Genomic DNA, 22,730 nt, shown 5'->3' with positions numbered 1-22,730 from the left:
AAGCCGTGAAGTCGTGAAGTCGTGAAGTCGTGAAGTCGTGAAGTCGTGAAGTCGTGAAGTCGTGAAGTCTCCAAAGCATCGCGCAATGAAAGCCCAAATCAAAAGCCCAGAGTCAGCCCTCCTAAGGCATGAATTCCCTGAGAGCCCCTCTGGCCTGCGCCGGGGCCTTGGGGCGATTCAGAGCGCTTGCCGCAGGCGGGAGATCAGGCAGGGGTACAAGCACCCAGTTGTTTGAACCCGACGCTTGCACTTGGTCCGGGGGACCAAGTACCGGGTGAGTTCTGGGTGCGCCCTGCCTGATCTCTGGCCAAGGGGACCGGTGCGCAGCACCGGCAAGTGCTCAAGCCCCCAGGCCCCGGCGCAGGCCAGAGGGGCGTCTTCACTGAGACAATTCCTACCTAATCGTTAAGCAATCCCCAAAAACCAAAACATCAAAACGATCAGAAGTTATATTTCACCCCACCAAAAAAACTCCTGCCATTGCCCGCCAGATACGTGGGCATCGCCTCCGAAGCCGAGCGACGAATCACATAACTGCTGGCGTAAGTCTTATCAAAAATGTTATCTGCCATCAGATACGCACTCCAATGCTTGTCATGCTGATAGGCAACTTTGAATCCCCAAATGGCATACGCATTTTGATGCGTGCCTTGCACATTCTGATGATTGGTCGGCGTATCCGAAGCCAGCCAGCGCAGGTTCGGCCCAAAGCGCCAGCCACCACGGCGATACATCAGCTCTGCCCCCAGCAAATGCTTGGGCACCCCGGCAATGCGATTGCCCTCATACTCGCCCCCACGGAAACGGAAATCGCTGTAGGTATAGGACAGGCGATAGTCCCAACGTCCTGCCGCCGGAGCAGGCAAAGAACCGCTCAAACCCGCTTCCACCCCCTGGTGCCGTGTGCGATCGCCATAGTTGAACGTCACTGACGACGCCCCCGTCGCATCACTGACAGCCATCAGCTCATCTTTCACATTGCTGCGATACACAGCCAAGGACCAGTCCACCGCCGACTCGCCACTACCCAAACGCCCGGCTCCGCCCAACTCAAAAGTCGTGGCCTTTTGCACATTCAATTCCGTCAGCCCCGTCACTGCCGAACGCACATTCATGGGCTGCGGCACTTGCGCACTGATGATCTCCCAATACGTAGGCGCCTCATGACTGCGGCTGACATTGGCAAACACCCGCAAATCCTCGGACGGCTGCCACACCACGCCCAGTTTCGGGCTGGCATACGACCATTTCTGATCCAAGGTCTCGCCACCCAAACGATTGCGCGCGTCACGAATCGCCTGGCTGTACTTCACATCCCCCACCACCGTCCACTGGGGTGCCACATTCCAGCTCAAGCCCAAGAGCGCATTGCGGTTTTCAGCACGCAGGCGATAGTCCCCAAAAAACAAGGCGCGGCTGCCATTGGCGGGATTAACCGCGTACAGCTCACGATCCATATCACTGCGCGCCCAGTCCAGCGCCAAGCGATAATCCAGGCTGCCTTCACGGCCCGCTACCTGCCATTGCGCCCCATAGGTATGCCCTTTGGTGGGCGAGGACACTTGCGGATTCGTAAAAGTATCGTCCACGGTCTGCCAGTACAGGCCCACGGTCTGGTTGAACTCCTCCGTTCCCCAATAGCTGCGGTTAGCCAAGCGGAACTGCGTGGCCTTGCGATTCGGGTCACGCTTATAGACATTCGCCGCCCTGTCCTGCGGCGTGTCGTAATCACCCATCACACTGCGCGGATCGCTGTAGAGACGTTCACGCGGGACCACATTGGGAATATCAAACTTCAAATCCACATAAGACAGGTAGGTGCGGTTCTCGAACTGCCCGCGTTTGAAGCCAATATTGCCCTGCACATTCGTACGCTCGGAATCCGAGTGATGGCGATAGCCATCGGCCTTGTCATGGCTGACAGCCAAGCGCCCATCGAATTCGTCCGTCTGAAAACCCTTGGCCGCATACAAACCCAGACGCCCAAAGCTGCCGCCTTCCACGCTGATGGTGTCGCCTTGCGTGCCGCTCATGGAACGGAAATCCAGCTCACCACCCAAGGTGGTCGCACTGGCCGACAAGGCATTTGCACCTCGGCGCACACTGATCAGGGAACTGTTACGCGGTTCCAGAAAACCAATCACAAACGAGCCATCCGCCTCGTTCAAAGGCAGGCCATCTTGCAACAACAAAACACCTCGATTGACCGGATTACTTTGAATGCCCGAACCCCGGATATTGAGCCGTGGCTGATCAATGCCACCAAAAAAATCCTGCACCACCAGACCGGGCTGATAGTCCAGAGCATCGCGCAAAGTCACCAGACGCAGCTCTTCCTGCGGCTGGATCAAATTAGTACCACCAGGCACGGCATCCAAACGGGCTTTCTCTTGTCGCAGATCAGCCTGCAGCACGCTTTGCCCAACAGGCGCCTTGATGACAATGGGAGACAAGGTGGAGGTAGACGGCTCGGCCCAGGCGGCGCCCGACCACAGCCCTCCCAGCGCCAGGCTGACCGTCAGCCGACGCAATACAGGAACGTGTGACATCGTATTCTCGATAGAAAGTGAAATTACCAGTGCAGATAAAACATGGTCTTGGCCAGGATCACGATCCCGACCATGTGACAGAACACGCTTAGGTGAATGCGCTTGAAATGGATGGACTTCAGGCGTCCGGTGCGTCGCAAGGTCATGGCGGTCAGAAAGTGAGCAAAAACGCTCAGCGCCAACAGAATCTTGATGGTCAGGAACAGACCCAAAGTGTTATCAAAAGGATGGGCCAGCGCCGCGCGGTGATGCCAGGCCAAACCTATCCCGGCGCTGTACAGAACCAACAGAACCCAGGGCATGATGCGGCGGGCACGGTCACCAATCGCAATCTCCAATGTACGCATGGCCTCTCGTGGAACGTGCTTGCGTATGCCTTCCAGCATCAGGACTTCAAAGAACACCGTGCCAATAAAAAACAGGGCGGCAAACAGATGGAACAGCAAAATCACGGGATAGGCAGTCATGGCGTCAAAGCCTCCTGAGACAAGAGTTGGGCATACAAAGAATCGGCCAGATGCTCACGGGCAGCGGCATCGCCAGGGCTGGCAGGCTCAAACAGTTGGCCCTGCCCTTTTTGCAGTAGCAGGCAAGAGTCGGCCACCCGCATCAGTTCGCGAGGTTGATGGCTGACATACAGCAGTGCCGCTCCAGTTTCTTCCAGACAACGCAGGCAGACTTGGGCCAGACTATGGCGCAAGGCCGGGTCCAGGGCACTGAAAGGTTCGTCCAGCAGCAGAAGGTCCGGCTGCAAGGCAAAGGCGCGGGCCAGTGCCACCCGCTGCGCCATGCCACCAGACAACTCCCCCGGCCAGCACTGGGCAACACTGGCCAGCTCTACCTGAGCCAACCAATACATGGCACGCTCTTTGGCTTGAGCAGCCGACAGGCCCTGTGCCCTCAGCGGAATCTGCACGTTATCCAGCACGCTGCGCCAAGGCAGTAAACGAGGCTGCTGAAACACCAGCACGGGGTGACGAAACGGGTTCCAGATCTGGCCGCTATCGGGTTTGATCAGCCCTGCCACCAAACGCAGCAAGGTACTTTTGCCTTCACCACTAGGCCCCAGAACGCCCAGGCGCTGCCCGGCTTTCAAAGTGAAACTTAAATCCTGCAAAACCGGCTTTCGTCCAAACAGGACCTGGACATGGCGTAGCTCAAGCATGGCTGTCCTCCCGCCACTGTCCCAAACGACGCTGCAAGGGTTGCAGCAGAACAAATTCAATCGCGGCCACCAAGCCCAGAATCAACACCACCCAGGCATATAGCTCGGCACTGTCAAAGGTGCTGCGCGCATTGGCCAAGGCATAGCCTGCACCACTTTCTGCGCCCAGCACTTCGGCCATCACCACCAGACGCACACCGCCGCAGCAGGCAATCAACAAGGCAGCCGTCAAGGGAGCCGTTAAAGAAGGCAGATACAGGTGGCGCAGACGACGCCACCAGCCAAAACGATAAACGTGGCTCATCTCGATCAAGTCGCGGTCCACCTGCAACATGCCTTTGACCGTGTTGACGTACATGCCCGGCACCATCATCAGCACCGTCATGAAAATCACCATGCCCGAGCCCAGACCAAACCACAGCATGGCCAGCACAACGACCACCACAGGCGGGATCGCCATCAGCAGCCAGCGCAAAGGCTCCAGCAGGCCACGCAGGCGCGGGCTATGTGCCGCCAGAATCCCCAGCGTAAAACCGATGGAGCAACCCACACTGACGCCGACTGCCACGCGCAAGAGGCTGGCTCCAGCGTCATTCAGAAAGTGGCCGGACATCATCAAACGCGGAATCGCGCGGGCGGTTTCTATAGGCGAGGCCATCAACAAAGGCCCCAGAAACAGGGCGCTGATCTGCCAGCACAGCAAGATCAGCAACACACCCACAACACCCCAGACGCGTGAGCTACGGGCCGTCAAATGAGGCTTGACCTTCATGGCCCATAAAACCCGGCAGCAGGCAGACCACCCCCCAAGGCTTGGGGGTGCTGATCCGCCAGCAATTGATACAGCGCTTCCAGTTGAGGGCGGATTTCACTGGCTGGATGACTATCCAGACGGGTCTTTTCAATCGCAGTTTGAATTGCCGGAACAGGGAACTGAGGCAAATAGCCATGAACCATTTGGGCGCACGCTTGCGGTTGCTGACTGCACCAACGGGCCGACTCGGCATACGCCCGCTCCACAGCCTGATTCAGCTCGGTGTCCTGAGCCACGGTGACGTTAGCCATGACACCGGCTTGGGGCAGTGCCTGTTGCGAAGGGAAAACCTCCGCCCAGGCTTGCTCCAGGCTTTGGCCGCGATGCAGATCTACCTTCTTCTGCTCTGCCTGCCACAAGAGCAAAGAAGCGGTAGGCTCCACCAGCAAGGCCTGATCCCCCTGCCCGGTCAGCATCAAAGCAATGGCATCCTGAGCATCGCGGGTACGGCGCAAGCGCACGGCATCCTTGCCCGGCTCGGCTTGCTTGGCCAGCAAGGTATCCAGCAGAACAGCAGGCAGATCACGCTGGAATGGCACCAGCAGTTCTTTACCAGCCAGATCGCTAAAGTCCTTGACCGCCGGATCTCGGCTGACCAGCCACAAAATCCCCCAGACCGAGATATTCAATTGCTTGACGGCTTGCCCCTTGTTGAACATCAAGGCGGACAAATTGCTGGGTGCGGCGCTGTAATCCACTTCTTTTTTGGCCAGCAAAACACGCAACTGATCCGGGTTTTGCCACAGACGAAATTCCAGCTTGTCCGTGTATTGGCTCAAGGCCTGGGTTTGCGCCATATGCATCAAGGGATAGGACACCACCGCAGCGGGGCCAGCCAGAGTCAGGGACTCGTAGCGGGGCGCGGCCTGGGCACCTGCGACACACAAGGCCAAGAGCAAACCAGCCCAAACACGCCCCGAGATGCGGCGGATGACTATGCCACGGCCATCTCTTTTGGAAATACCCAGCACCGTAGCGCTAAACCGCGCCAAAACCCGCTCCTTAACTGCATCAAAAACGTGAAGCTGTTCCCCGGTTTTTAGATCAGGTTCATCCAGACGGGGCATGGCAGCATGCTTACCCGATACGCCAGCATCGATTGCCCTGGGAACAGCCTGGTTTAAAGTCAGCCCACGCGCGTGGCAGGCTATCGCCTGCTGCCCTCTGTCTGAACGGGCGTTTTTTGCCTGAGGAGCAGCCCAGCGGCAAAACCCTTGATAGCTATATGGCATGAAGATTCGTATAATGAGAACTATTATCAAATGGAAATTCTCCCATCTTCATCTCAGCGCCCAAATGACAAAAGTCAACATGCCCGGCCTGTGCCCCGCTTTGTTTGAATTACTGGCCCGCCACCGCCTCCTTCAAGGTTTGCCCATCGAGGCCATCGAGCATTTGTGCCGTGACGCCTTGGCTCAACACGCCTATCCGGGACAGATCCTGTTCGATGAAGGAGACGAGGCCCGCTATTGCTTGCTGGTCGATAGCGGCCAGGTAGAAATCCTGCGCTATAGCCAAAATGGCGACGAACGTGTTTTTCACGTGTTCGATCCCGGTCAACTGGTGGCGGAAGCGGCCATGTTCATGCCCCACGGCCGCTACCCCATGTGCGCCCGTGCAAGGGGGCCCGTGCATGTTTACAAGCTCTCACGCAGCAGTTTGCAAGAAGCCTGCCGTCGCTGGCCCGACCTGGCCATGAACATGATGGCCGGCCTGAGCAGTGCCTTATATGCACAGGTCAATAAAGTGGACTGGATTTCCGCCAGCTCAGCGGCCGAGCGCCTAGCCAACTACTTGCTGAATCTGCAAGCCCGCCAAGGGGAAAATATCCAGCTTCCCTTGAACCAGCGGCAACTGGCCTCCCATTTGGGCATACGGGCAGAAACCTTGAGCCGTTTGTTTACCGACTGGCAGGCGCGCGGCTATGTCAGTGGCAAACGCAGTGACTGGCAGGTACGCGACCAGGCGCATCTACGACGTTTAGCCAGCCCTGCACAACGCTCCTTTTAAGTAGCCTCAGGCCCATCAGCGCAACATCGTCCAAAAGCATCCATCAGCCCCTGACGCAGGGCCACAGGCCCCCTCTTTTTTAGTCGCTGCCTTAAAAACGGAGCAAGTGTTCATCGCTGCCTCAAACCAGAAGCAAATTCGCGCCGCCGCCCCATACCGTCATGACTTTTGTCATTGGAGGACCTTTCAAGCAGACCGAGAATGCCGGCTTTTAGCCCCTTTGCTTGATATCCATGACACACGCGCTGCCGCAGGCCGATTACACCGAAGCCGACATCCGCCAATTGGTGACCCAGTTCTACGCCCAGGTACGGCAAGATGCACAGCTAGGCCCGATTTTTGAACACACGGTGAAAAACTGGGACGAGCACCTGGATATGCTGTGCGATTTCTGGTCGGCCATTTTGCTGGGCACACGCCGCTTCAAGGGCGCCCCCATTGCGCGCCATGCGGCCCTGCCCACCTTATCCTGGCCCTTGTTTGAGCGCTGGCTGGCAATTTTCCACCAAACCACAGCGACGCTGGGCAAACCCGCCCTGCAAGAAAAGGCAGACGCCATGGCAGACCGCATTGCCGCCAAACTTTGGCAAACCTATCAGGCGCAAAGCAATCAAACACGCCTGCCCGACACCCTGCCCGAAGGGCTGGAACGCTACAGCCAATCCCCCGTTTTCACGCCAGACAATTTGCCCGAGGCCCTACGCCGCGCTCACAACACCAAAGTCGGCACCTGGGGGCTATTGCGGGTCCAAACCGGCGTGCTGCGTTTTGTGCTGGACCAGGAGCCCTTTACTGAAGTGGTCCTGACCGCCGGGCAATGCGTGGCGATTGAGCCCCAGGTCCTGCATCACGTGGAGTTCGAGCTGCCCGGCAGCTTCCAGATCGAGTTCTTCAAACAAGCCCGCTGAATTGAAAAAATCCCTTACAAATAGTAGGTGAATACCCGCATCACCGACTACACTTGCGGCTCTGGCGTGAAAACCTCAATAGAATCAAGATTATTCTTGGTCAATTAGACACGCCCATCAGGCTGGACCCTTACGTTCAACGCTTATACTGTTCAACTATAAACCAGGGGCACCGCTCACAAGGCGCCCCCTTCAGATTTCAAACACGAAAACACAATCCTATTGGAGAGCCGCATGGTGAACATGAATCGGCGTCAGTTCTTCAAAGTGACGGGGGCCTCGCTGGCCAGTTCCAGCATGGTTTTGCTGGGCGCTGCGCCCACCCCCGCCATGGCGGAAGTCAGGCAGTACAAACTGACCCGCATGACAGAGACGCGAAATACCTGTCCTTACTGTTCTGTAGCCTGTGGGGTGCTGCTGTACTCCCGTGGTGACGGTGCCATGAATGCCGAGCCCAGTGTGGTTCACATCGAAGGCGACGCGGATCACCCGGTCAACCGCGGCACACTCTGTCCCAAGGGCGCAGGCTTGGTGGATTTCATCAAAAGCCCCAACCGACTCAAATACCCCGAATACCGCGCCGCTGGTTCGGACAAATGGGAACGCATCTCCTGGGAAGACGCTTTCACGCGTATTGCCAAGCTGATGAAAGAAGACCGCGACGCCAACTTCCAGACCACGGCTGAAGACGGCACCGTCGTCAACCGTTGGCTGACTACGGGCATGCTGGCGGCGTCGGCAAGCAGTAACGAAGTGGGCTATATCACCCATAAAGTCATCCGCAGCATGGGTGTACTGGCGTTCGATAACCAAGCACGTGTCTGACACGGCCCGACGGTGGCAGGTCTTGCCCCGACGTTTGGCCGTGGAGCGATGACGAACCATTGGGTCGACATCAAGAACGCGGATATTGTGCTGATTATGGGCGGCAACGCAGCCGAGGCGCACCCCTGTGGGTTCAAATGGGTGACCGAGGCCAAAGCACACAACAATGCAAAACTGATCGTTGTGGATCCACGCTTTACGCGTTCGGCATCCGTGGCGGACTATTACGCACCGATACGTACCGGTAGTGACATCACCTTTCTGGGTGGCGTCATCAAATACCTGCTGGATAACGACAAGATCCAGCACGAATACGTGCGCAACTACACCGATATGCCCTTTATCGTGCGCGAAGACTTTGACTTCGAGCAGGGGCTGTATTCGGGCTACAACGAAGAAAAACGCAGCTACGACCGATCCTCCTGGGACTACGAGCTGGGCGAGGACGGCTATGTCAAAACCGACCCGACCTTGCAACACCCACGCTCGGTTTACCAACTGCTGCGCAAGCACTACGAGCGCTACACGCCCGAGATGGTGGAACGCGTCTGTGGCACGCCCAAGGACAAATTCCTGAAAGTCTGTGAAATGCTGGCCTCGACCGCTGAACCGGGTCGCGCTGGCACCATTTTGTATGCACTGGGCTGGACGCAACACACGATTGGCTCGCAGATCATCCGTACCGGCGCTATGGTGCAGTTGCTGCTGGGCAATATTGGTATTGCCGGCGGTGGCATGAACGCGCTGCGCGGACACTCCAATATTCAGGGTCTGACTGACCTGGGTTTGATGTCCAACCTGCTGCCCGGCTATCTGACCTTGCCCAACCAGGCCGAGCAAGAGTTTGACGGCTACATTGGCGCACGTGCCCTTCAACCGCTACGCCCTAACCAGCTGAGCTACTGGCGCAACTACAAGAAGTTCCACGTCAGCCTGATGAAGGCCTGGTTCGGTGATGCCGCCCAGGCCGAGAACAACTGGGCCTATCACTACCTGCCCAAGCTGGACAAGCTCTACGACATGCTGCAAGTGTTCGAGCTGATGGACGAAGGCAAGATGACGGGCTACATCTGTCAGGGCTTTAACCCCCTGGCGGCAGCACCGTACAAGGCCAAGCTGCTGCGTGGTTTCTCCAAGCTCAAGTACATGGTCATCATGGACCCGCTGGTCACGGAAACGTCAGAGTTCTGGAAGAACTATGGCGAACACAATGATGTCGATTCCGCTTCCATCCAGACCGAAGTGTTCCGTCTGCCCACCACCTGTTTCGCCGAGGAAGAAGGCGCACTGGTGAACTCGGGCCGCTGGTTGCAATGGCACTGGAAGGCAGCCAACCCTCCGGGCGAGGCCAAGAGCGACATTGAGATCATGAGTACGCTGTTCACGCATATTCGCTCGCTGTATCAGAAAGAAGGCGGCGCCTTCCCTGACCCGATCCTGAACCTGTCCTGGCCGTACTCCAACCCGGATGATCCAACCGCCGCTGAACTGGCCAAGGAATACTCGGGACGAGCACTGGTTGACCTGGTCGATCCCAAAGATCCGACCAAGATCATACGTAAAGCAGGCGAACAGCTCGATGGCTTTGCCCAATTGCGCGACGACGGCACCACGCTCAGTGGTTGCTGGATCTATGCCGGCGCCTGGACACAGCAAGGCAATATGATGGCTCGCCGAGACAATAGCGATCCAACCGGCATCGGCCAGACGCTGAACTGGGCCTGGGCCTGGCCAGCGAACCGTCGCGTGCTCTACAACCGTGCCTCCTGTGACCTGAACGGCAAACCCTTTGACCCACGCCGCAACCTGGTTCACTGGGACGGCAAGCGCTGGGGGGGTGCAGATGTCCCTGACTACAAAGCCGATGAAAACCCGGCCGATGGCATGGGACCGTTCATCATGAACCCCGAAGGGGTGGCCCGCTTCTTTGCCCGAAAAGGCATGGCAGAAGGCCCCTTCCCCGAGCACTACGAGCCCTTTGAAAGCCCGCTCAGCTACAACCCGCTCAGTCCTGACGAGCCCCGTGCCATTACCAACCCGGCCGCGCGTATCTTCAAGGACGACCTGGCCGCCATGGGTACGGTAGACAAGTTCCCTTATGTGGGCACAACCTACCGCCTGACCGAGCACTTCCACTACTGGACCAAACACGTGGAGCTGAACGCCATCGTGCAGCCTGAACAGTTTGTGGAAATTGGCGAGGAACTGGCCAAGGAAGTGGGCATCGTGCACGGCGACCGCGTCAAGGTGTCCTCCAACCGGGGCTATATCAAAGCCGTGGCGGTGGTGACCAAGCGCATCAAGGCCCTGAACGTGGATGGCAAAGTTGTCCACCAAGTGGGGATCCCGCTGCACTGGGGTTTTGTAGGTCTGGCCCGACCCGGTTTCCTGATCAATGCGCTGACACCGCCCGTCGGGGACGGCAACTCGCAAACGCCGGAAACCAAGGCCTTTCTGGTTCAACTTGAAAAGGTTAAGGAGTAAGCCATGGCCTTGCAATCACTCGATATCAAACGGCGCTCCGCAACCACCACCCCATCGCCCAGCGTGCGCGAGCCCGTGGGCGGGGAGGTGGCCAAGCTGATCGACACCAGTAAGTGCATTGGCTGTAAGGCCTGTCAGGTCGCCTGCATGGAATGGAACGATACGCGCGACGAAATCGGCCACAACGTCGGGGTGTATGACAACCCGGCCGACCTGACCGACAAGTCCTGGACCATCATGCGCTTTGCGGAGTATGAAAACCCCGCTGGCGATCTGGAATGGCTGATTCGCAAAGACGGCTGTATGCACTGCGAGGATCCGGGCTGTCTGAAGGCCTGTCCCTCGCCGGGCGCCATCGTGCAGTACACCAACGGCATTGTGGATTTCCACGAGGAAAACTGCATTGGCTGCGGCTACTGCGTGACCGGTTGTCCTTTCGATGTGCCCCGCATTTCGGAAAAGGACAAGAAAGCCTACAAGTGCACCTTGTGTTCAGACCGTGTCGCGGTCGGACAGGAACCGGCCTGTGCCAAGACCTGTCCGACCGGCGCGATTGTGTTCGGTACGAAAGAAGACATGCAGCACCACGCTGCAGAGCGTATCGAAGACCTGAAATCGCGTGGCTTTGAAAACGCCGGTCTGTACGACCCGGCTGGAGTGGGTGGCACCCACGTCATGTATGTGCTGCATCATGCCGACAAGCCCGAGCTGTACAGCGATCTGCCCAAGGACCCGCAAATCAGCCCGATGGTCTCGCTCTGGAAGGGGGTAGCCAAACCGCTGGGGGTTGCGGCTATGGCACTGACCGCCCTGATTGGTTTCTTCCACTACATCCGAACCGGTCCTAACGAGACTGACGAGGAAGACGAGCGCCGCGCCGATGAGGACGCCCGCAAGATCCAGGAGGCTCACCATGACTGATCACAACCGCAAGGGCATGATTCAGCGCTACACCACCAGTCAGCGCATTAATCACTGGATCATTGCCATGAGCTTTGTGCTGCTGGCCTTGTCCGGGCTGGCGCTGTTTCATCCGTCAATGTACTGGCTGACCAATCTGTTTGGTGGCGGCCCGTGGACACGCATTCTTCACCCGTTTATTGGCGTGGTGATGTTTGTGTGCTTTTTCCTGTTTGCAGCGCGCATGGTACGGCACAATATGTTCTCCAAGGGTGACGCGGCCTGGCTGCGTCACTTCAAGGACGTACTGAACGCCAAGGACGAGCGCATCCCCGAAGTAGGCCGTTACAACGCCGGGCAAAAGATCCTGTTTTTTGCCCTGGTGATCTTCATGATCGGCCTGCTGGCAACCGGTGTGGTGATGTGGCGCGAATACTTTTCCGCCTTCTTCCCCATCTGGGCTATCCGCCTGGCCTCCGTGCTGCATGCGGTCTGCGCCCTGCTGATGATTTGCGCGATTATCGTGCACATCTACGCCGGTATCTGGGTAAAGGGTTCGGTCAAAGCCATGACCCGTGGCACGGTCACCCGTGCCTGGGCCTGGAAACACCACCGCGCCTGGTTCCGTGAAGAAATGGAAAAAGGTCCCAGCCGTCCTGCCGAATAAGCGGGGCTCTGTTTTATCAGCAACCCGGCTGCCATGCACCATTTCGGGCATGGCAGCCTTGTTTTCAGGAGTCTGTCTTGCAACGCATCCTTCCGCGCGGCGAAATCGAAAGTCTGGACCACACTTCCATCCCCCGACTGCGCCTGCCTGTGCGAGCCAGCGTCTTTGCAGACCGGGCAGCACGTCTGCGTCAATTGTCTGCCGACAATCCCGTCGGTGCCTACCTGCTCTTGCTGGCGCATCTGGTGGACGGGCAGCACAAGCAGCTCACTGCGCTTGCCCCTGCCGAACTGCCTGCTGATGTGCTGGAAACGGCACAACGCCACGGCATGCCGCCCTTGCTGGCCTCGGGCTGGAAGCGCGATCCGCAGTGGCTCAGTATTCTGAGCAGCCTGCTCAATCACATGATCCAGACCTCGGATGTGCCTGCTGCTGCCCAAGAAGTTTGCCAGGGTCTGCTTGAAAAGGCCCAGTCCGACCCGCAAAAGCTGGAAGATCTGGCTGACGCGATTCTGGCCGAGCAATTGACTGAACAAGACGGTGCCGCCGCACCTTTTGTCATGGCCGCCTTGCAGGTCTACTGGACGCATCTGGCCTGCTCGCTGACCGAAGGCCAACTGTCGGTGACCAGCCCCTTTGGCGTATGTCCGTCCTGCGGCAGCCTGCCCGTATCCAGCGTGGTACGTGTGGGTGGTCGTGAAGATGGTTGCCGCTATATGTGCTGCCCACGCTGCAGCGTGGAATGGCATCTGGTACGTGTGACCTGCTCGCACTGCGAAAGCACGAAAAGCGTGGCTTACCACGCCATTGAAGATGGCCCGGAAGGCATCAAGGCCGAGTCCTGCGACAACTGCCATACCTACCGCAAAATCTTCTACCAGGAAAAGCAGTTGGGCATAGACCCGGTGGCGGACGACCTGGCCAGTCTGGCTCTGGACGTTTTGATGGGCGAAGAAGGCTATTCCCGCGCCAGCGGTAATCCGCTTCTTTGGCAGCAGTCTTAAGCTAAGATTCCCCTACGCCTTGTACGCAAGGCGTAGCTGACGGACCCTGCCCATAGACTCAAATGCCTGCCTTTGAATGATGAGCCCTACTCCTGAACTCTCCCCCACCCATATCCCTTCCCTGGATCGCTTACTGCGCTCGCCAGAGTTCGAGCCTTTACTAAGCCAGTTCGGTCACACACGCCTCAGTCAAAGAACTCGCGCCCATTTGCAAATACTGCGGGATGCGTTGTTCAAGGGAGCACTACGTCCTCAGGACCTGGCGCCCGCCCAGCTCGCCCAAGCACTGCAGGCCAAGCTACAAGAAGAATCCCGACTACAGCTACGCCCGGTTTTCAATCTGACCGGCACCGTGCTGCACACCAATCTTGGGCGTGCGATGCTACCGGATGAAGCCATCCAGGCTGTTGTCCAGGCCATGCGCTCGCCCGCCAATCTGGAGTTCGATCTGCAAACCGGTGGCCGAGGCGACCGGGATGACCTGATCAACCCCTTGCTTTGCGAACTGACCGGTGCTGAAGCCGCCACGGTGGTCAACAATAACGCCGCCGCCGTGCTGCTGATGCTCAGCACCCTGAGTCCCCGGCGCGAAACCGTGGTGTCGCGCGGCGAACTGGTAGAAATTGGCGGTGCCTTCCGTATCCCTGACATCATGAAGCGCGCCGGTGCCCGCCTGCATGAAGTGGGCACCACCAACCGTACCCACGCAGCCGATTACGAAAACGCCATCAACGAGCGCAGCGCCATGTTGATGAAGGTGCATTGCAGCAACTACGCCGTCAAAGGTTTCACCAAAAGCGTTTCTGTCCAGGAAGTGGCACAGATCGCCAGGAAACACGGCCTGCCCACCAGCGTGGATCTGGGCAGCGGCACCTTGGTGGATCTCAGCCAGTGGGGCCTGCCGCCCGAACCCACCGTGCGTGAAACCATCGAAGCCGGGGCCGATATCGTGACCTTCAGCGGCGACAAGCTGCTGGGTGGCCCCCAGGCCGGTCTGATCGTAGGCCGCGCAGACCTGATCGCCAAGATCAAGAAAAACCCGCTCAAACGCGCTTTGCGTGTAGGCAAAATCACACTGGCCGCGCTGGAACCGGTACTGGCCTTGTACCGTTCGCCCGAGCGCCTACCCGAACACCTGACCACCCTTCGTTTGCTGACCCGGCCATCGGCGCAGATGCGCGCCCAGGCGCTGCGTCTGGCACCTGTTTTGCAGCAATGGGTAGGAACACAATTTGCTGTCGAACCCACCGCCATGCTCAGTCAGATCGGCAGCGGTGCCTTGCCTGAAGACGTGCTGCCCAGCTTTGGATTGCGCTTTGCCTATACAGGCACAGGCCGTCCGGGTCGCCATCTGACTCAACTGGAAAAACGCCTGCGTACCTTGCCCCAACCCGTTATCGGGCGCATTGCGCAAGATGCCTTTTGGCTGGACCTGCGCTGTTTGGAAGAACAATTTGAAGCTGACTTCAGCGCACAACTGATCTGCGAGCAAGCATGATTGTTGGTACTGCAGGACATATTGATCACGGCAAAACCACCTTGATCCGCGCCTTGACGGGTGTGGATACCGACCGTCTGGAAGAGGAAAAAAAGCGCGGTATCTCCATCCAGTTGGGCTATGCCTATACGCCTTTACCCGACGGGCAGATTCTGGGATTTATTGATGTTCCCGGCCACGAGCGTCTGGTACACACCATGGTCGCAGGTGCAACCGGCATTGATTTTGGCCTGCTGATCGTGGCCGTAGATGATGGCGTCATGCCGCAAACCCACGAGCATTTGGCGGTGCTGCAACTACTGGGTTTAGACGCCGGAGCCATCGTGCTGAGCAAGGCGGATCGCGCCGATGCCGCTCGGATTGAAACCGTCAAAGCCCAGCTGCAAACACTTGTCCAAGGAAGTTTTCTGGACAATGCGCCCGTCTTCGTTGTCGATGCCCTGTCCGAGGACAAACCCGGTCTGGAAGCGTTACGCCAGCATCTGCACACACAGGCCATGCAATCCACCACACAGGATGGCCAAGGCTATTTCCGTCTGGCCATTGACCGTGTTTTCACCCTGCAAGGCCACGGCACGGTCGTGACCGGCACGGTGCACGATGGCGTACTGGATCTGGATGGCCCGGCGATGGACTTGCGCCTGATGCCACGCGGCACACCGGTACGTGTGCGCAGTATTCATGCCCAGAACCAGGCTTCGCGCCAGGCCCGCGCCGGCCAGCGTTGTGCCCTGAACCTGGGTGGAATTGATGTACAGGATATCGAGCGTGGCGACTGGCTGGCCGACGCTCGCTGCTTCATCCCCTCCACACGTATCGACGTGGAGCTGAGCCTGCTGGATAAAGATATTCCCGCCCTACGCACCTGGTCGCCCTGGCATGTCCACATGGGGGCCGCTCACCTGACGGCCCATGCCGTGCCTTTGGATGGCGAATCCTTGCAGCCCGGCCAGACCGGCAAAGTCCAACTGGTCTTTGACCGTCCCATCTGCACCGTAACGGGCGAGCGTTTTATCCTGCGTAATGCCCAGGCCAGCGAAACGGTCGGCGGCGGGATTGCGCTGGACCCGAATGCACCGGACCGCAAACGACGCTCTACGACGCGTCTTGCCTGGCTGGAGGCCTTGGCACAATGGACGCGCGGCGGACCATTGGAGGGCCTGCTGGCCCACGCACCTTACGGTCTGGACGAAGCGACACTGCTGCGTCTGTCGGGAGGATCTCAACACGGCTTGAGCGCCCCTGCCAATGCCCGCTGGCGCACCGGATCTCGCCCACAAAGTCAGCCTATCTTGCTAAGTGATGCGCGCCTGGAAACGCTGTGTCAGCACATAGAAAGCGTGGTGCTGCAGTATCACGAGCGCAATCCGGACGAACCGGGCCTGTCCATCAGCCGCTTGCGACGCATGGCCGCCCCCACCATGCCCGACGCCATCTGGCAACTGCTGACCGAGCACCTGCTGGCGGAACAGCGCTTGGCCCGCCAAGGGGCCTGGTTGCATACGCCGGGACACCGCGTCACCCTGAGTCCCGAAGATGAAGCCCTGGCTGCCGCCCTGCTGCCCTTGATCGAGGCAGGCCGCTTCGATCCTCCGTGGACACGCGATCTGGCCAAAGCAACCGAGTACCCGGAAGACCAGACTCGCAACGTGCTGCGCCGACTGGTGCGCCAAGGCGAACTGTTTCAGATCGTGCACGACCTGTTCTACCACCGTCGCCAAATCGCAGTCTTGGCCCATATCGTCAAGGAGCTGCACAGCGGCCAAGGCGTCAGCGCCGCGCAGTTCCGGGACGCAACGGGGTTGGGCCGCAAACGGGCCATTCAGATCCTGGAATTTTTTGATCGCGTCGGCTATACACGACGTGTACGTGATCGCCACGTCTTACGCGGCGAAGCCTGGACACAAGCTGACTGATGCAGCGTGTTGATCATAGGCTTGATCGTTGAAGCGTAATCGGCCCTAACGTATGATAGGGCCTCTTGAAGGAAAGCATCCGTGCCCGGTGGCACGGCCGGGCTTCAAACCCGGTTGGGGGCGTCAGACGTTCCCAGGTAGGTTCGACTCCTGCTGCTTTCCGCCAATTTCTGCAGCGGCCTCCAGCACACTGGCACGCCCCGCAGGCCCTGAACTACGGTAACGTCTGTGTGGGCTCAGCCTGCGTCTCAGGCGTTGAACGACGCCCTGCTGTTGGCCCCGAGTCAGAGCACGTCACCGCCAGTACCTGCGCTTGTTGATCCCCCAAGCTAAGCACACTGTGGGGAAGCTCCGAGTCAAAGTAAACGGAATCGCCCGTCTCCAAGGTCATGCTGTGCTCTGCAATGGTCACTTGCACTTGCCCTTGAATCACAAACAAAAACTCTTCTCCCCCATGCGGGAACGTTGGCGCAGGCTGCTGGTGATCATGCGGAGGGTAAATGACAAAGGGATCCATCAAACGAAAGCGTCGCCGCCCGGCCATGCTCTCGTAACGGTAAACGCTATGGCCAGCTACGCTGGGCAAGGGCATACGATCGTGCCGCCGCACGACACACACACTTTCGTCTTGATCCAGATCCGCCTCTCCGATCAACTGCGACACCCCCATGCCATACGCCTGAGCCAACTTGACCACAGTCGAGATGGACGGCGCACTGACGGCCCGCTCCAGCTTGGACAAATAACTTTTAGTCAGACCAGTACGCTGAGCCAATTGCTCCAGCGACAAGCCATGTTGGCGACGCAGAGCGCGCAAGCGAAAGGGAAGATGGGTCATGTGGGCTAAAAAGAGGTGTGGCGCCCGAGGCCAGCCTCAGGGCGCGTAGAAAAAAGCAGCCTCTTATTCTACTCAAAAACATCCGTATGGCGTTTCAGCGCTTTACGGGCATAGTATTCAAAGCCGATCTCGGAGCGACGCGGCCTCAAAATCCAGTCATGAGCCTCCCGACCCAATTCCGGCGCAATAGGCTGAATCTTTCCGGCGGACATCGCCAACAGTTGCATGCGCGCAGTACGCTCAAATTGCAAAGCCAGAACACAAGCCTCTTCTACTGAGGCCGCTGCCACCAACATGCCATGGTGTGACAACAAAATGGCACGTTTATCGCCTAAGGCCTCAGCAATGATCTGCCCTTCTTCATTGCCCACGGGCACACCAGGCCAATCTTTCAGAAATGCACAGTCCTCATACAAGGGGCAGTTGTCCATATGAGAGACCTCTAGCGGCACCTCCAGCATGGACAGGGCGGCCACATGCAGGGGGTGCGTATGAATGATGCAGTTCACATCGGGTCGAGCACGATACACCCAGGAGTGAAAGCGGTTTGCCGGATTAGGCATGCCGTACCCTTTCAACACGGTCAGGTCCTCGTCCACCAACAAAACATTCGTCGAGGTGATCTCATCAAAACCCAGGCCCAACTGCTGGGTAAAGTACGTGCCCTCCTGTTCCCCGCGTGCGGTGATCTGGCCAGCCAGCCCGGAGTCATGGCCACCATCAAAAAGAATACGGCAAGTCAGCGCAAGCTTTTCGGGAACACTGCGTTCAGGGATTTCAAAAATTGCCTGCATCTGACTTTGTGCCTGTTCAATCAGCACAGATTTAGACAAGCTCATGGTGTCACTCATAACCACTCCTTTTGTAAATGACAATCCTGCTCACAACAGCGGGACATAACCCGCCAGGGCCTGCATACGTTCAAGCCAACGTCGGACCGATGGATAGCAGCGCAGCTCATAACCACCTTGCTGCGCCATACAGGTATAGGGAAACAAGGCAACATCCGCGATGCTGGGCCTGTCTCCAACAAAATAGCGATGTCGCTGCAAATGCGCCTCCATATGAGCCAGAGCCTTGTTGCCCTGTTCACGCCACGCCAACACCGCAGGAGCATCCACCGCCATCGTGCCGCGCAATGTCACCCACAGTCTTGGCTGGGCAAGGTTGGCCATATGCTGCGTCTGCTCAAAAGACAACCACTGCAAAACCTGTGCCTGGGCCAGTGCATCGGCGGGCAAGAACGCCGTACCCTGTGCCAAATACCACAAGATGGCGGCCGACTCCGCCAGCCAGGGCCCCTCCCGAGTCCGCAATACCGGCACCTGTCCCCAAGGGTTGATACGCCGAAACGCCTCGGTATCCAGATCCCCCTCCACGATGGACAGGCTGCGCCGCTGTAGCGCTATACCCAGATAGCCGCACAGCAGTCGTACCTTCCAGCCATTGCCGGTATAGATCGTGTCGATAAGCTCCAGTGCCGGTTGGTTCATCGTCTGCTCCTTACTCCAGACTGATGTCTGCGGTCTGCACAATACGCTGCCACTTGCTGCGCTCGGCCGCGATAAAGTGTTGGTACTCGTCTTGGGTTCCGGTGTAGACCTGACTGCCTTGCTGCTCCAGATGAGCTTTGAACTGCGGGTCAGCCAGTGTCTTTTGCAATGCCGTCTCCAACACTGCAACGATCTGCGGTGGCGTACCGGGTGGAGCCAGCAACACGTTCCAGGAACTGATGCGCAGCTCAGGTGCCCCCAACTCCGCGCTGGAAGGGACATCAGGAGCAGCCGGGGAACGCTGGCTATCAGCCAAGACCAGGGCGTGAAGCTTGCCCGCCTTCACTTGCGGCATGATCACTGGAATGGCATCCATCACCATGTCAGCATGGCGGCCCACCACGGCGCTGACCGCTTCCCCCCCGCTCTTGAAGGGAATATGCCGCACATCAAGTTTCTCCGTTAGCTTGAATAGCTCAATCCCTAAATGTGGAGAACTCCCGACTCCTGCTGACCCAAAGTTCAGCAGACCCGGCTCCTGCCGGGCATGGCTGACCAGTTGGGCGTAGGTCTCTGTACCCAGATCCGAACGAACTGCCAGCACATACGGAGACCCCGTCACCATACCGATAGGCACAAAAGCGTGTGGGTCGTAGTTGATCTTGGAGGCCAGCAAGGGATTGACCACCTGTGTGCCTACGGTCCCCATGAACACGGTGTACCCGTCCGCCTTGGCATTTTGCGCAGCCTGAGCGGCGATCATGCCGCCAGCACCGGCCCTATTTTCAACAATCACGGTCTGATCCAACTCCTTGCCCAACTGCTGGGCAAGAAGGCGTGCCACCAGGTCTGTAATGCCTCCTGCGCCAAAGGGCACGATCAAACGCAACGGCTGGGCGGGAAACGTCGTTGCCTGCGCCGACCCCGCAATCATCATCAAGGTCGCCCACCCGGCCATCGCTAAACCAAAAATCTTTTTCATGAAGTGTCTCCTGAACTTTTTAAGTTTGAATTGTTCAGGACACATTCTCATCAAAAATGACCCGCCGTGTCAAATAAAGAAATTAATGTCCTTTAAGACTTCTATAAGGCCCAAGAAAAGAAGCGGCATGCGTATTTTCAGGACTCATACCGCTTTTCTAGACATGACAGCTTTCTGAAAAAAAACAGAATTTTTCCTATAGAACAACAATTGTCCAGACCACTATCGAAGGCTCGTCCGTGCAGCCCGTGTTTCTGACACCACACATTCGTCAGCTTTCTCGACAAGCAACACATTTTTAAACAAAATGCTGATTGCGAACAATTCTCATTATATTTATCGTTATCAGGGAAGAGATTATGAATGTATTGACGCTCCCGGCTCGCCGCCCGATCTTTGCATTAGGCCTGCTCGCCACGGCCTTGGCAGCCAGTTTCAATGCGCAGGCACAAACCTCCAGCGTGCGTGGTGGGGTCACCTCACTAGAAGAAATCCGTGTCTTGCCATCGGCAGAAGAGGCCGTCAAACAGGCTCCTGGCGTGTCCACTATCACCGCCGACGATATTGAAAAACGTCCTCCCGCCAACGATCTGTCCGAACTGATCCGCACCATGCCCGGTGTGAACCTGACCGGGAACAGCCCATCGGGCTCCTACGGCAATAGCCGCCAGATCGACTTACGCGGCATGGGTCCGGAAAACACCTTGATCCTGATTGACGGCAAGCCCGTGAGCTCTCGGGACTCCATTCGCATGGGGCGTAACGGGGAACGTAATACCCGTGGCGACAGCAACTGGGTCCCTGTCAACGCCATCGAACGCATTGAAGTGTTGCGTGGGCCGGCAGCCGCGCGCTACGGCTCCGGTGCCGCCGGTGGTGTGGTGAACATCATCACAAAAGCGCCTACCGACACCTTTTCCGGCTCGGTAACCGCCTATGGCTTAATCCCCGAGGACAGCGATTACGGCTCCACACGTCGCACCGGCTTTAACCTGTCTGGCCCCATCGCCGACAAACTGTCTTTCCGCGTCTACGGCAATATCGCCAAAACCGATGCAGACAAACCTGCCTTGAACGCTAAATCCTCCGGCATTAATGTCAGCGAAACAAACGTGCCTCCAGCAGGCCGCGAAGGTGTGCGTAACAAAGACATCAACGGCCTGGTCCGCCTGGATATCAACCGCGACCATCGCCTGGAACTGGAAGGCTCATTTAGTCGCCAAGGCAATATTTTTGCTGGCGAGCGTCTGTTCACCAACGGCAATGCCACCATCGCTTCATTGGCCGATGACGGGGCCGAAACCAACATCATGTATCGCCGCGCTGGATCGTTGAGCCACTATGGGGACTATGGCCAAGGCCGTCGTTCGCGGCTTACCTTTGCCTATGAAGGCACCACCAACTCCCGCTTGAATGAAGGGCTGGCCGGAGGTGGCGAAGGCAGTATCTCCAACCCTGGTGCAGGTTCCGTATCGGAGTTGCGTTCGTTGAACCTGTCCGGCGAATACAACACGCCCTTACAGATCGCCAACAAGCACGTGCTGATGACCGTGGGCTTTGAACACCGCGACCAACGCCTGGATGATGACTACGCCACCCGCTCTGGGCAGACCATCAACAAGAACGCTGACTCCAAAAGCAAGGCTCGCACCACTGCCGCCTATGTGGAAGGCAATATCGAGCTGACTGAAGCACTGACCGTCACCCCCGGTGTCCGCTTTGATCACCACAGCAAGTTTGGCGACAACTGGAGCCCCAGCCTGAACGCCTCCTACTTCCTGACCGACCATCTGACCCTGAAAGGTGGTATTGCCCGCGCTTTCAAAGCACCTAACCTGTACCAGTCCAACCCCAACTACCTGTACCAGACGCGCGGTAACGGTTGCCCGTACGACCCCGTAACAGGCCAACGCGTGAGCGGCCCTTGCTACATCTTCGGTAACGACGATCTGTCACCCGAGCGCAGCATCAACAAGGAAATTGGTCTGGCCTACGACAAGGCCGGCTGGGCAGCAGGGCTGACGTACTTTCAGAACGACTACAGCAACAAGATTGTGGCCGATATGGGCGACCAGACTATTCCGGATGCGGTGAACATCGGCGGCTCGCTGGTGCGTCCCTTCCAGTGGGTGAACTCCGGCAAGGCCGTGATCCGTGGTCTGGAAGGCAATCTGACCATCCCGATCCTGGGCGAGAACGGCGAGACACTGAGCCTGAGCAATAACCTGACTTACATGATCACCAACAAGTCCAAGGAAACGAATCAGCCTTTGACTGTCATTCCACGCTACACCCTGAACAGCACGCTGGATTGGCGCGTGAACGACAAGCTGTCCATGCTGGCAACCGCCACCCTGTATGGCAAGCAAAAGCCACGCTCACAGAACCTGTCCAATAACTCGACCGTCACAGGCGATGGTCTGCGTGAACGTGGTTCGTATGCCATCTTCGGCCTAAGCGGTGCTTATCAAGTGACCAAGTCCACCCATATCCGCCTGGGCGTCAACAACCTGTTCGACAAGCGCTTGTACCGTGAAGACTCCGGTAGCGGCCAAGGAGCCAACACCTATAACGAGCCTGGCCGTCAATACTACGCAACCTTGACGGCCAGCTTCTAAGGCGTCTGGCTGTACCCCGGACGCGTTCGGGAGTCCGAATGACTTCTTGTTGTATCAGC

At 57.9% G+C, this 22,730-nt stretch carries 18 protein-coding genes and 1 tRNA gene; 10 read left to right on the top strand and 9 right to left on the bottom strand.

What is annotated here, in order from left to right; all coding sequences use genetic code 11:
• Positions 1–440: 440 nt before the first annotated feature.
• From CA948_RS15150 to CA948_RS15130, 5 genes are read right to left on the bottom strand one after another with little or no spacing between them, the layout of a single operon-like run.
• Positions 441–2,549 carry a TonB-dependent receptor family protein gene (locus tag CA948_RS15150; RefSeq protein ID WP_108728437.1) on the bottom strand — a complete coding sequence of 703 codons (2,109 nt, stop codon included), beginning with the start codon at positions 2,547–2,549 and terminating at the stop codon, positions 441–443.
• Between the two features lie 23 nt (positions 2,550–2,572).
• A complete protein-coding gene (locus CA948_RS15145; RefSeq protein WP_108728436.1) occupies positions 2,573–3,016 on the bottom strand; it encodes a CopD family copper resistance protein in 444 nt (147 codons plus the stop codon).
• Positions 3,013–3,714: an ABC transporter ATP-binding protein gene (locus CA948_RS15140; RefSeq protein WP_108728435.1), complete on the bottom strand. Its 702-nt coding sequence runs from the start codon at positions 3,712–3,714 to the stop codon at positions 3,013–3,015. Before CA948_RS15140 ends, CA948_RS15145 begins: the two co-directional genes overlap by 4 nt.
• Positions 3,707–4,486 (bottom strand): ABC transporter permease, encoded by a 780-nt coding sequence (locus tag CA948_RS15135; protein ID WP_094197932.1) that lies wholly within the window; start codon positions 4,484–4,486, stop codon positions 3,707–3,709. Before CA948_RS15135 ends, CA948_RS15140 begins: the two co-directional genes overlap by 8 nt.
• A complete protein-coding gene (locus tag CA948_RS15130; RefSeq protein WP_238988608.1) occupies positions 4,483–5,595 on the bottom strand; it encodes an ABC transporter substrate-binding protein in 1,113 nt (370 codons plus the stop codon). Before CA948_RS15130 ends, CA948_RS15135 begins: the two co-directional genes overlap by 4 nt.
• Before the next feature lie 229 nt (positions 5,596–5,824).
• On the opposite strand from CA948_RS15130, the gene CA948_RS15125 reads away from it, so the two are divergent.
• The 9 genes from CA948_RS15125 to CA948_RS15080 all read left to right on the top strand — a co-directional run bounded on the left by CA948_RS15125 (position 5,825) and on the right by CA948_RS15080 (position 16,906).
• Positions 5,825–6,538 (top strand): Crp/Fnr family transcriptional regulator, encoded by a 714-nt coding sequence (locus CA948_RS15125; protein WP_108728434.1) that lies wholly within the window; start codon positions 5,825–5,827, stop codon positions 6,536–6,538.
• 233 nt (positions 6,539–6,771) lie between these two features.
• Positions 6,772–7,446: a TehB-like domain-containing protein gene (locus CA948_RS15120; RefSeq protein WP_108728433.1), complete on the top strand. Its 675-nt coding sequence runs from the start codon at positions 6,772–6,774 to the stop codon at positions 7,444–7,446.
• Between the two features lie 234 nt (positions 7,447–7,680).
• Entirely contained in the window at positions 7,681–10,755 is a 3,075-nt protein-coding gene (gene fdnG / locus CA948_RS15110; RefSeq protein WP_159063960.1) for a formate dehydrogenase-N subunit alpha, read from the top strand.
• A 3-nt stretch (positions 10,756–10,758) separates the two neighbouring features.
• The gene (fdxH, locus tag CA948_RS15105) at positions 10,759–11,676 is read left to right on the top strand and encodes a formate dehydrogenase subunit beta (RefSeq protein ID WP_021447214.1); all 918 of its coding nucleotides are present in this window, start codon (positions 10,759–10,761) and stop codon (positions 11,674–11,676) included.
• The gene (locus CA948_RS15100; protein ID WP_108728432.1) at positions 11,669–12,322 is read left to right on the top strand and encodes a formate dehydrogenase subunit gamma; all 654 of its coding nucleotides are present in this window, start codon (positions 11,669–11,671) and stop codon (positions 12,320–12,322) included. Before fdxH ends, CA948_RS15100 begins: the two co-directional genes overlap by 8 nt.
• Before the next feature lie 77 nt (positions 12,323–12,399).
• Positions 12,400–13,326: a formate dehydrogenase accessory protein FdhE gene (gene fdhE, locus CA948_RS15095; protein WP_108728431.1), complete on the top strand. Its 927-nt coding sequence runs from the start codon at positions 12,400–12,402 to the stop codon at positions 13,324–13,326.
• Between the two features lie 79 nt (positions 13,327–13,405).
• On the top strand, positions 13,406–14,824 hold the full coding sequence (gene selA, locus CA948_RS15090; RefSeq protein ID WP_108728786.1) for an L-seryl-tRNA(Sec) selenium transferase: 1,419 nt from the start codon (positions 13,406–13,408) through the stop codon (positions 14,822–14,824).
• Complete coding sequence (gene selB, locus CA948_RS15085; RefSeq protein WP_108728430.1) at positions 14,821–16,740, top strand: selenocysteine-specific translation elongation factor; 1,920 nt, start codon at positions 14,821–14,823, stop codon at positions 16,738–16,740. The genes selA and selB overlap by 4 nt, the downstream gene beginning before the upstream one ends.
• A gap of 70 nt (positions 16,741–16,810) precedes the next feature.
• Positions 16,811–16,906 (top strand) — tRNA-Sec (locus CA948_RS15080).
• A 48-nt stretch (positions 16,907–16,954) separates the two neighbouring features.
• On the opposite strand, the gene CA948_RS15075 is transcribed toward CA948_RS15080, so the two are convergent.
• The 4 genes from CA948_RS15075 to CA948_RS15060 form a co-directional block, all read right to left on the bottom strand.
• On the bottom strand, positions 16,955–17,578 hold the full coding sequence (locus CA948_RS15075) for a helix-turn-helix domain-containing protein (RefSeq protein WP_094197942.1): 624 nt from the start codon (positions 17,576–17,578) through the stop codon (positions 16,955–16,957).
• A 68-nt stretch (positions 17,579–17,646) separates the two neighbouring features.
• The gene (locus CA948_RS15070; RefSeq protein WP_094197943.1) at positions 17,647–18,429 is read right to left on the bottom strand and encodes an aldolase; all 783 of its coding nucleotides are present in this window, start codon (positions 18,427–18,429) and stop codon (positions 17,647–17,649) included.
• Positions 18,430–18,459: 30 nt separating this feature from the next.
• A complete protein-coding gene (locus tag CA948_RS15065) occupies positions 18,460–19,071 on the bottom strand; it encodes a glutathione S-transferase family protein (protein ID WP_108728429.1) in 612 nt (203 codons plus the stop codon).
• 10 nt (positions 19,072–19,081) lie between these two features.
• Positions 19,082–20,053 carry a Bug family tripartite tricarboxylate transporter substrate binding protein gene (locus CA948_RS15060; protein ID WP_238988607.1) on the bottom strand — a complete coding sequence of 324 codons (972 nt, stop codon included), beginning with the start codon at positions 20,051–20,053 and terminating at the stop codon, positions 19,082–19,084.
• Positions 20,054–20,412: 359 nt separating this feature from the next.
• Between CA948_RS15060 and CA948_RS15055 the strand changes: the two genes are divergently transcribed.
• Positions 20,413–22,671 (top strand): FepA family TonB-dependent siderophore receptor, encoded by a 2,259-nt coding sequence (locus tag CA948_RS15055; RefSeq protein WP_108728428.1) that lies wholly within the window; start codon positions 20,413–20,415, stop codon positions 22,669–22,671.
• Positions 22,672–22,730: the final 59 nt, after the last annotated feature.

Source organism: Alcaligenes aquatilis (assembly GCF_003076515.1).
In the GTDB taxonomy this organism is placed as follows: domain Bacteria; phylum Pseudomonadota; class Gammaproteobacteria; order Burkholderiales; family Burkholderiaceae_B; genus Alcaligenes; species Alcaligenes aquatilis.
This window is presented reverse-complemented; position numbering and strand designations above follow the sequence as displayed.

Excerpts from the sequence above, each read along its gene's own strand:
- CA948_RS15130 (WP_238988608.1), bottom strand. The coding sequence starts at position 5,595 with ATGCCCCGTCTGGATGAACCTGATCTAAAAACCGGGGAACAGCTTCAC.
- CA948_RS15075 (WP_094197942.1), bottom strand. The coding sequence starts at position 17,578 with ATGACCCATCTTCCCTTTCGCTTGCGCGCTCTGCGTCGCCAACATGGC.
- selB (WP_108728430.1), top strand. The coding sequence starts at position 14,821 with ATGATTGTTGGTACTGCAGGACATATTGATCACGGCAAAACCACCTTG.
- CA948_RS15060 (WP_238988607.1), bottom strand. The coding sequence starts at position 20,053 with ATGAAAAAGATTTTTGGTTTAGCGATGGCCGGGTGGGCGACCTTGATG.
- CA948_RS15145 (WP_108728436.1), bottom strand. The coding sequence starts at position 3,016 with ATGACTGCCTATCCCGTGATTTTGCTGTTCCATCTGTTTGCCGCCCTG.
- CA948_RS15065 (WP_108728429.1), bottom strand. The coding sequence starts at position 19,071 with ATGAACCAACCGGCACTGGAGCTTATCGACACGATCTATACCGGCAAT.
- CA948_RS15135 (WP_094197932.1), bottom strand. The coding sequence starts at position 4,486 with ATGAAGGTCAAGCCTCATTTGACGGCCCGTAGCTCACGCGTCTGGGGT.
- CA948_RS15055 (WP_108728428.1), top strand. The coding sequence starts at position 20,413 with ATGAATGTATTGACGCTCCCGGCTCGCCGCCCGATCTTTGCATTAGGC.
- CA948_RS15125 (WP_108728434.1), top strand. The coding sequence starts at position 5,825 with ATGACAAAAGTCAACATGCCCGGCCTGTGCCCCGCTTTGTTTGAATTA.
- CA948_RS15120 (WP_108728433.1), top strand. The coding sequence starts at position 6,772 with ATGACACACGCGCTGCCGCAGGCCGATTACACCGAAGCCGACATCCGC.
- fdxH (WP_021447214.1), top strand. The coding sequence starts at position 10,759 with ATGGCCTTGCAATCACTCGATATCAAACGGCGCTCCGCAACCACCACC.
- CA948_RS15070 (WP_094197943.1), bottom strand. The coding sequence starts at position 18,429 with ATGAGTGACACCATGAGCTTGTCTAAATCTGTGCTGATTGAACAGGCA.
- selA (WP_108728786.1), top strand. The coding sequence starts at position 13,406 with ATGAGCCCTACTCCTGAACTCTCCCCCACCCATATCCCTTCCCTGGAT.
- CA948_RS15150 (WP_108728437.1), bottom strand. The coding sequence starts at position 2,549 with ATGTCACACGTTCCTGTATTGCGTCGGCTGACGGTCAGCCTGGCGCTG.
- CA948_RS15140 (WP_108728435.1), bottom strand. The coding sequence starts at position 3,714 with ATGCTTGAGCTACGCCATGTCCAGGTCCTGTTTGGACGAAAGCCGGTT.
- CA948_RS15100 (WP_108728432.1), top strand. The coding sequence starts at position 11,669 with ATGACTGATCACAACCGCAAGGGCATGATTCAGCGCTACACCACCAGT.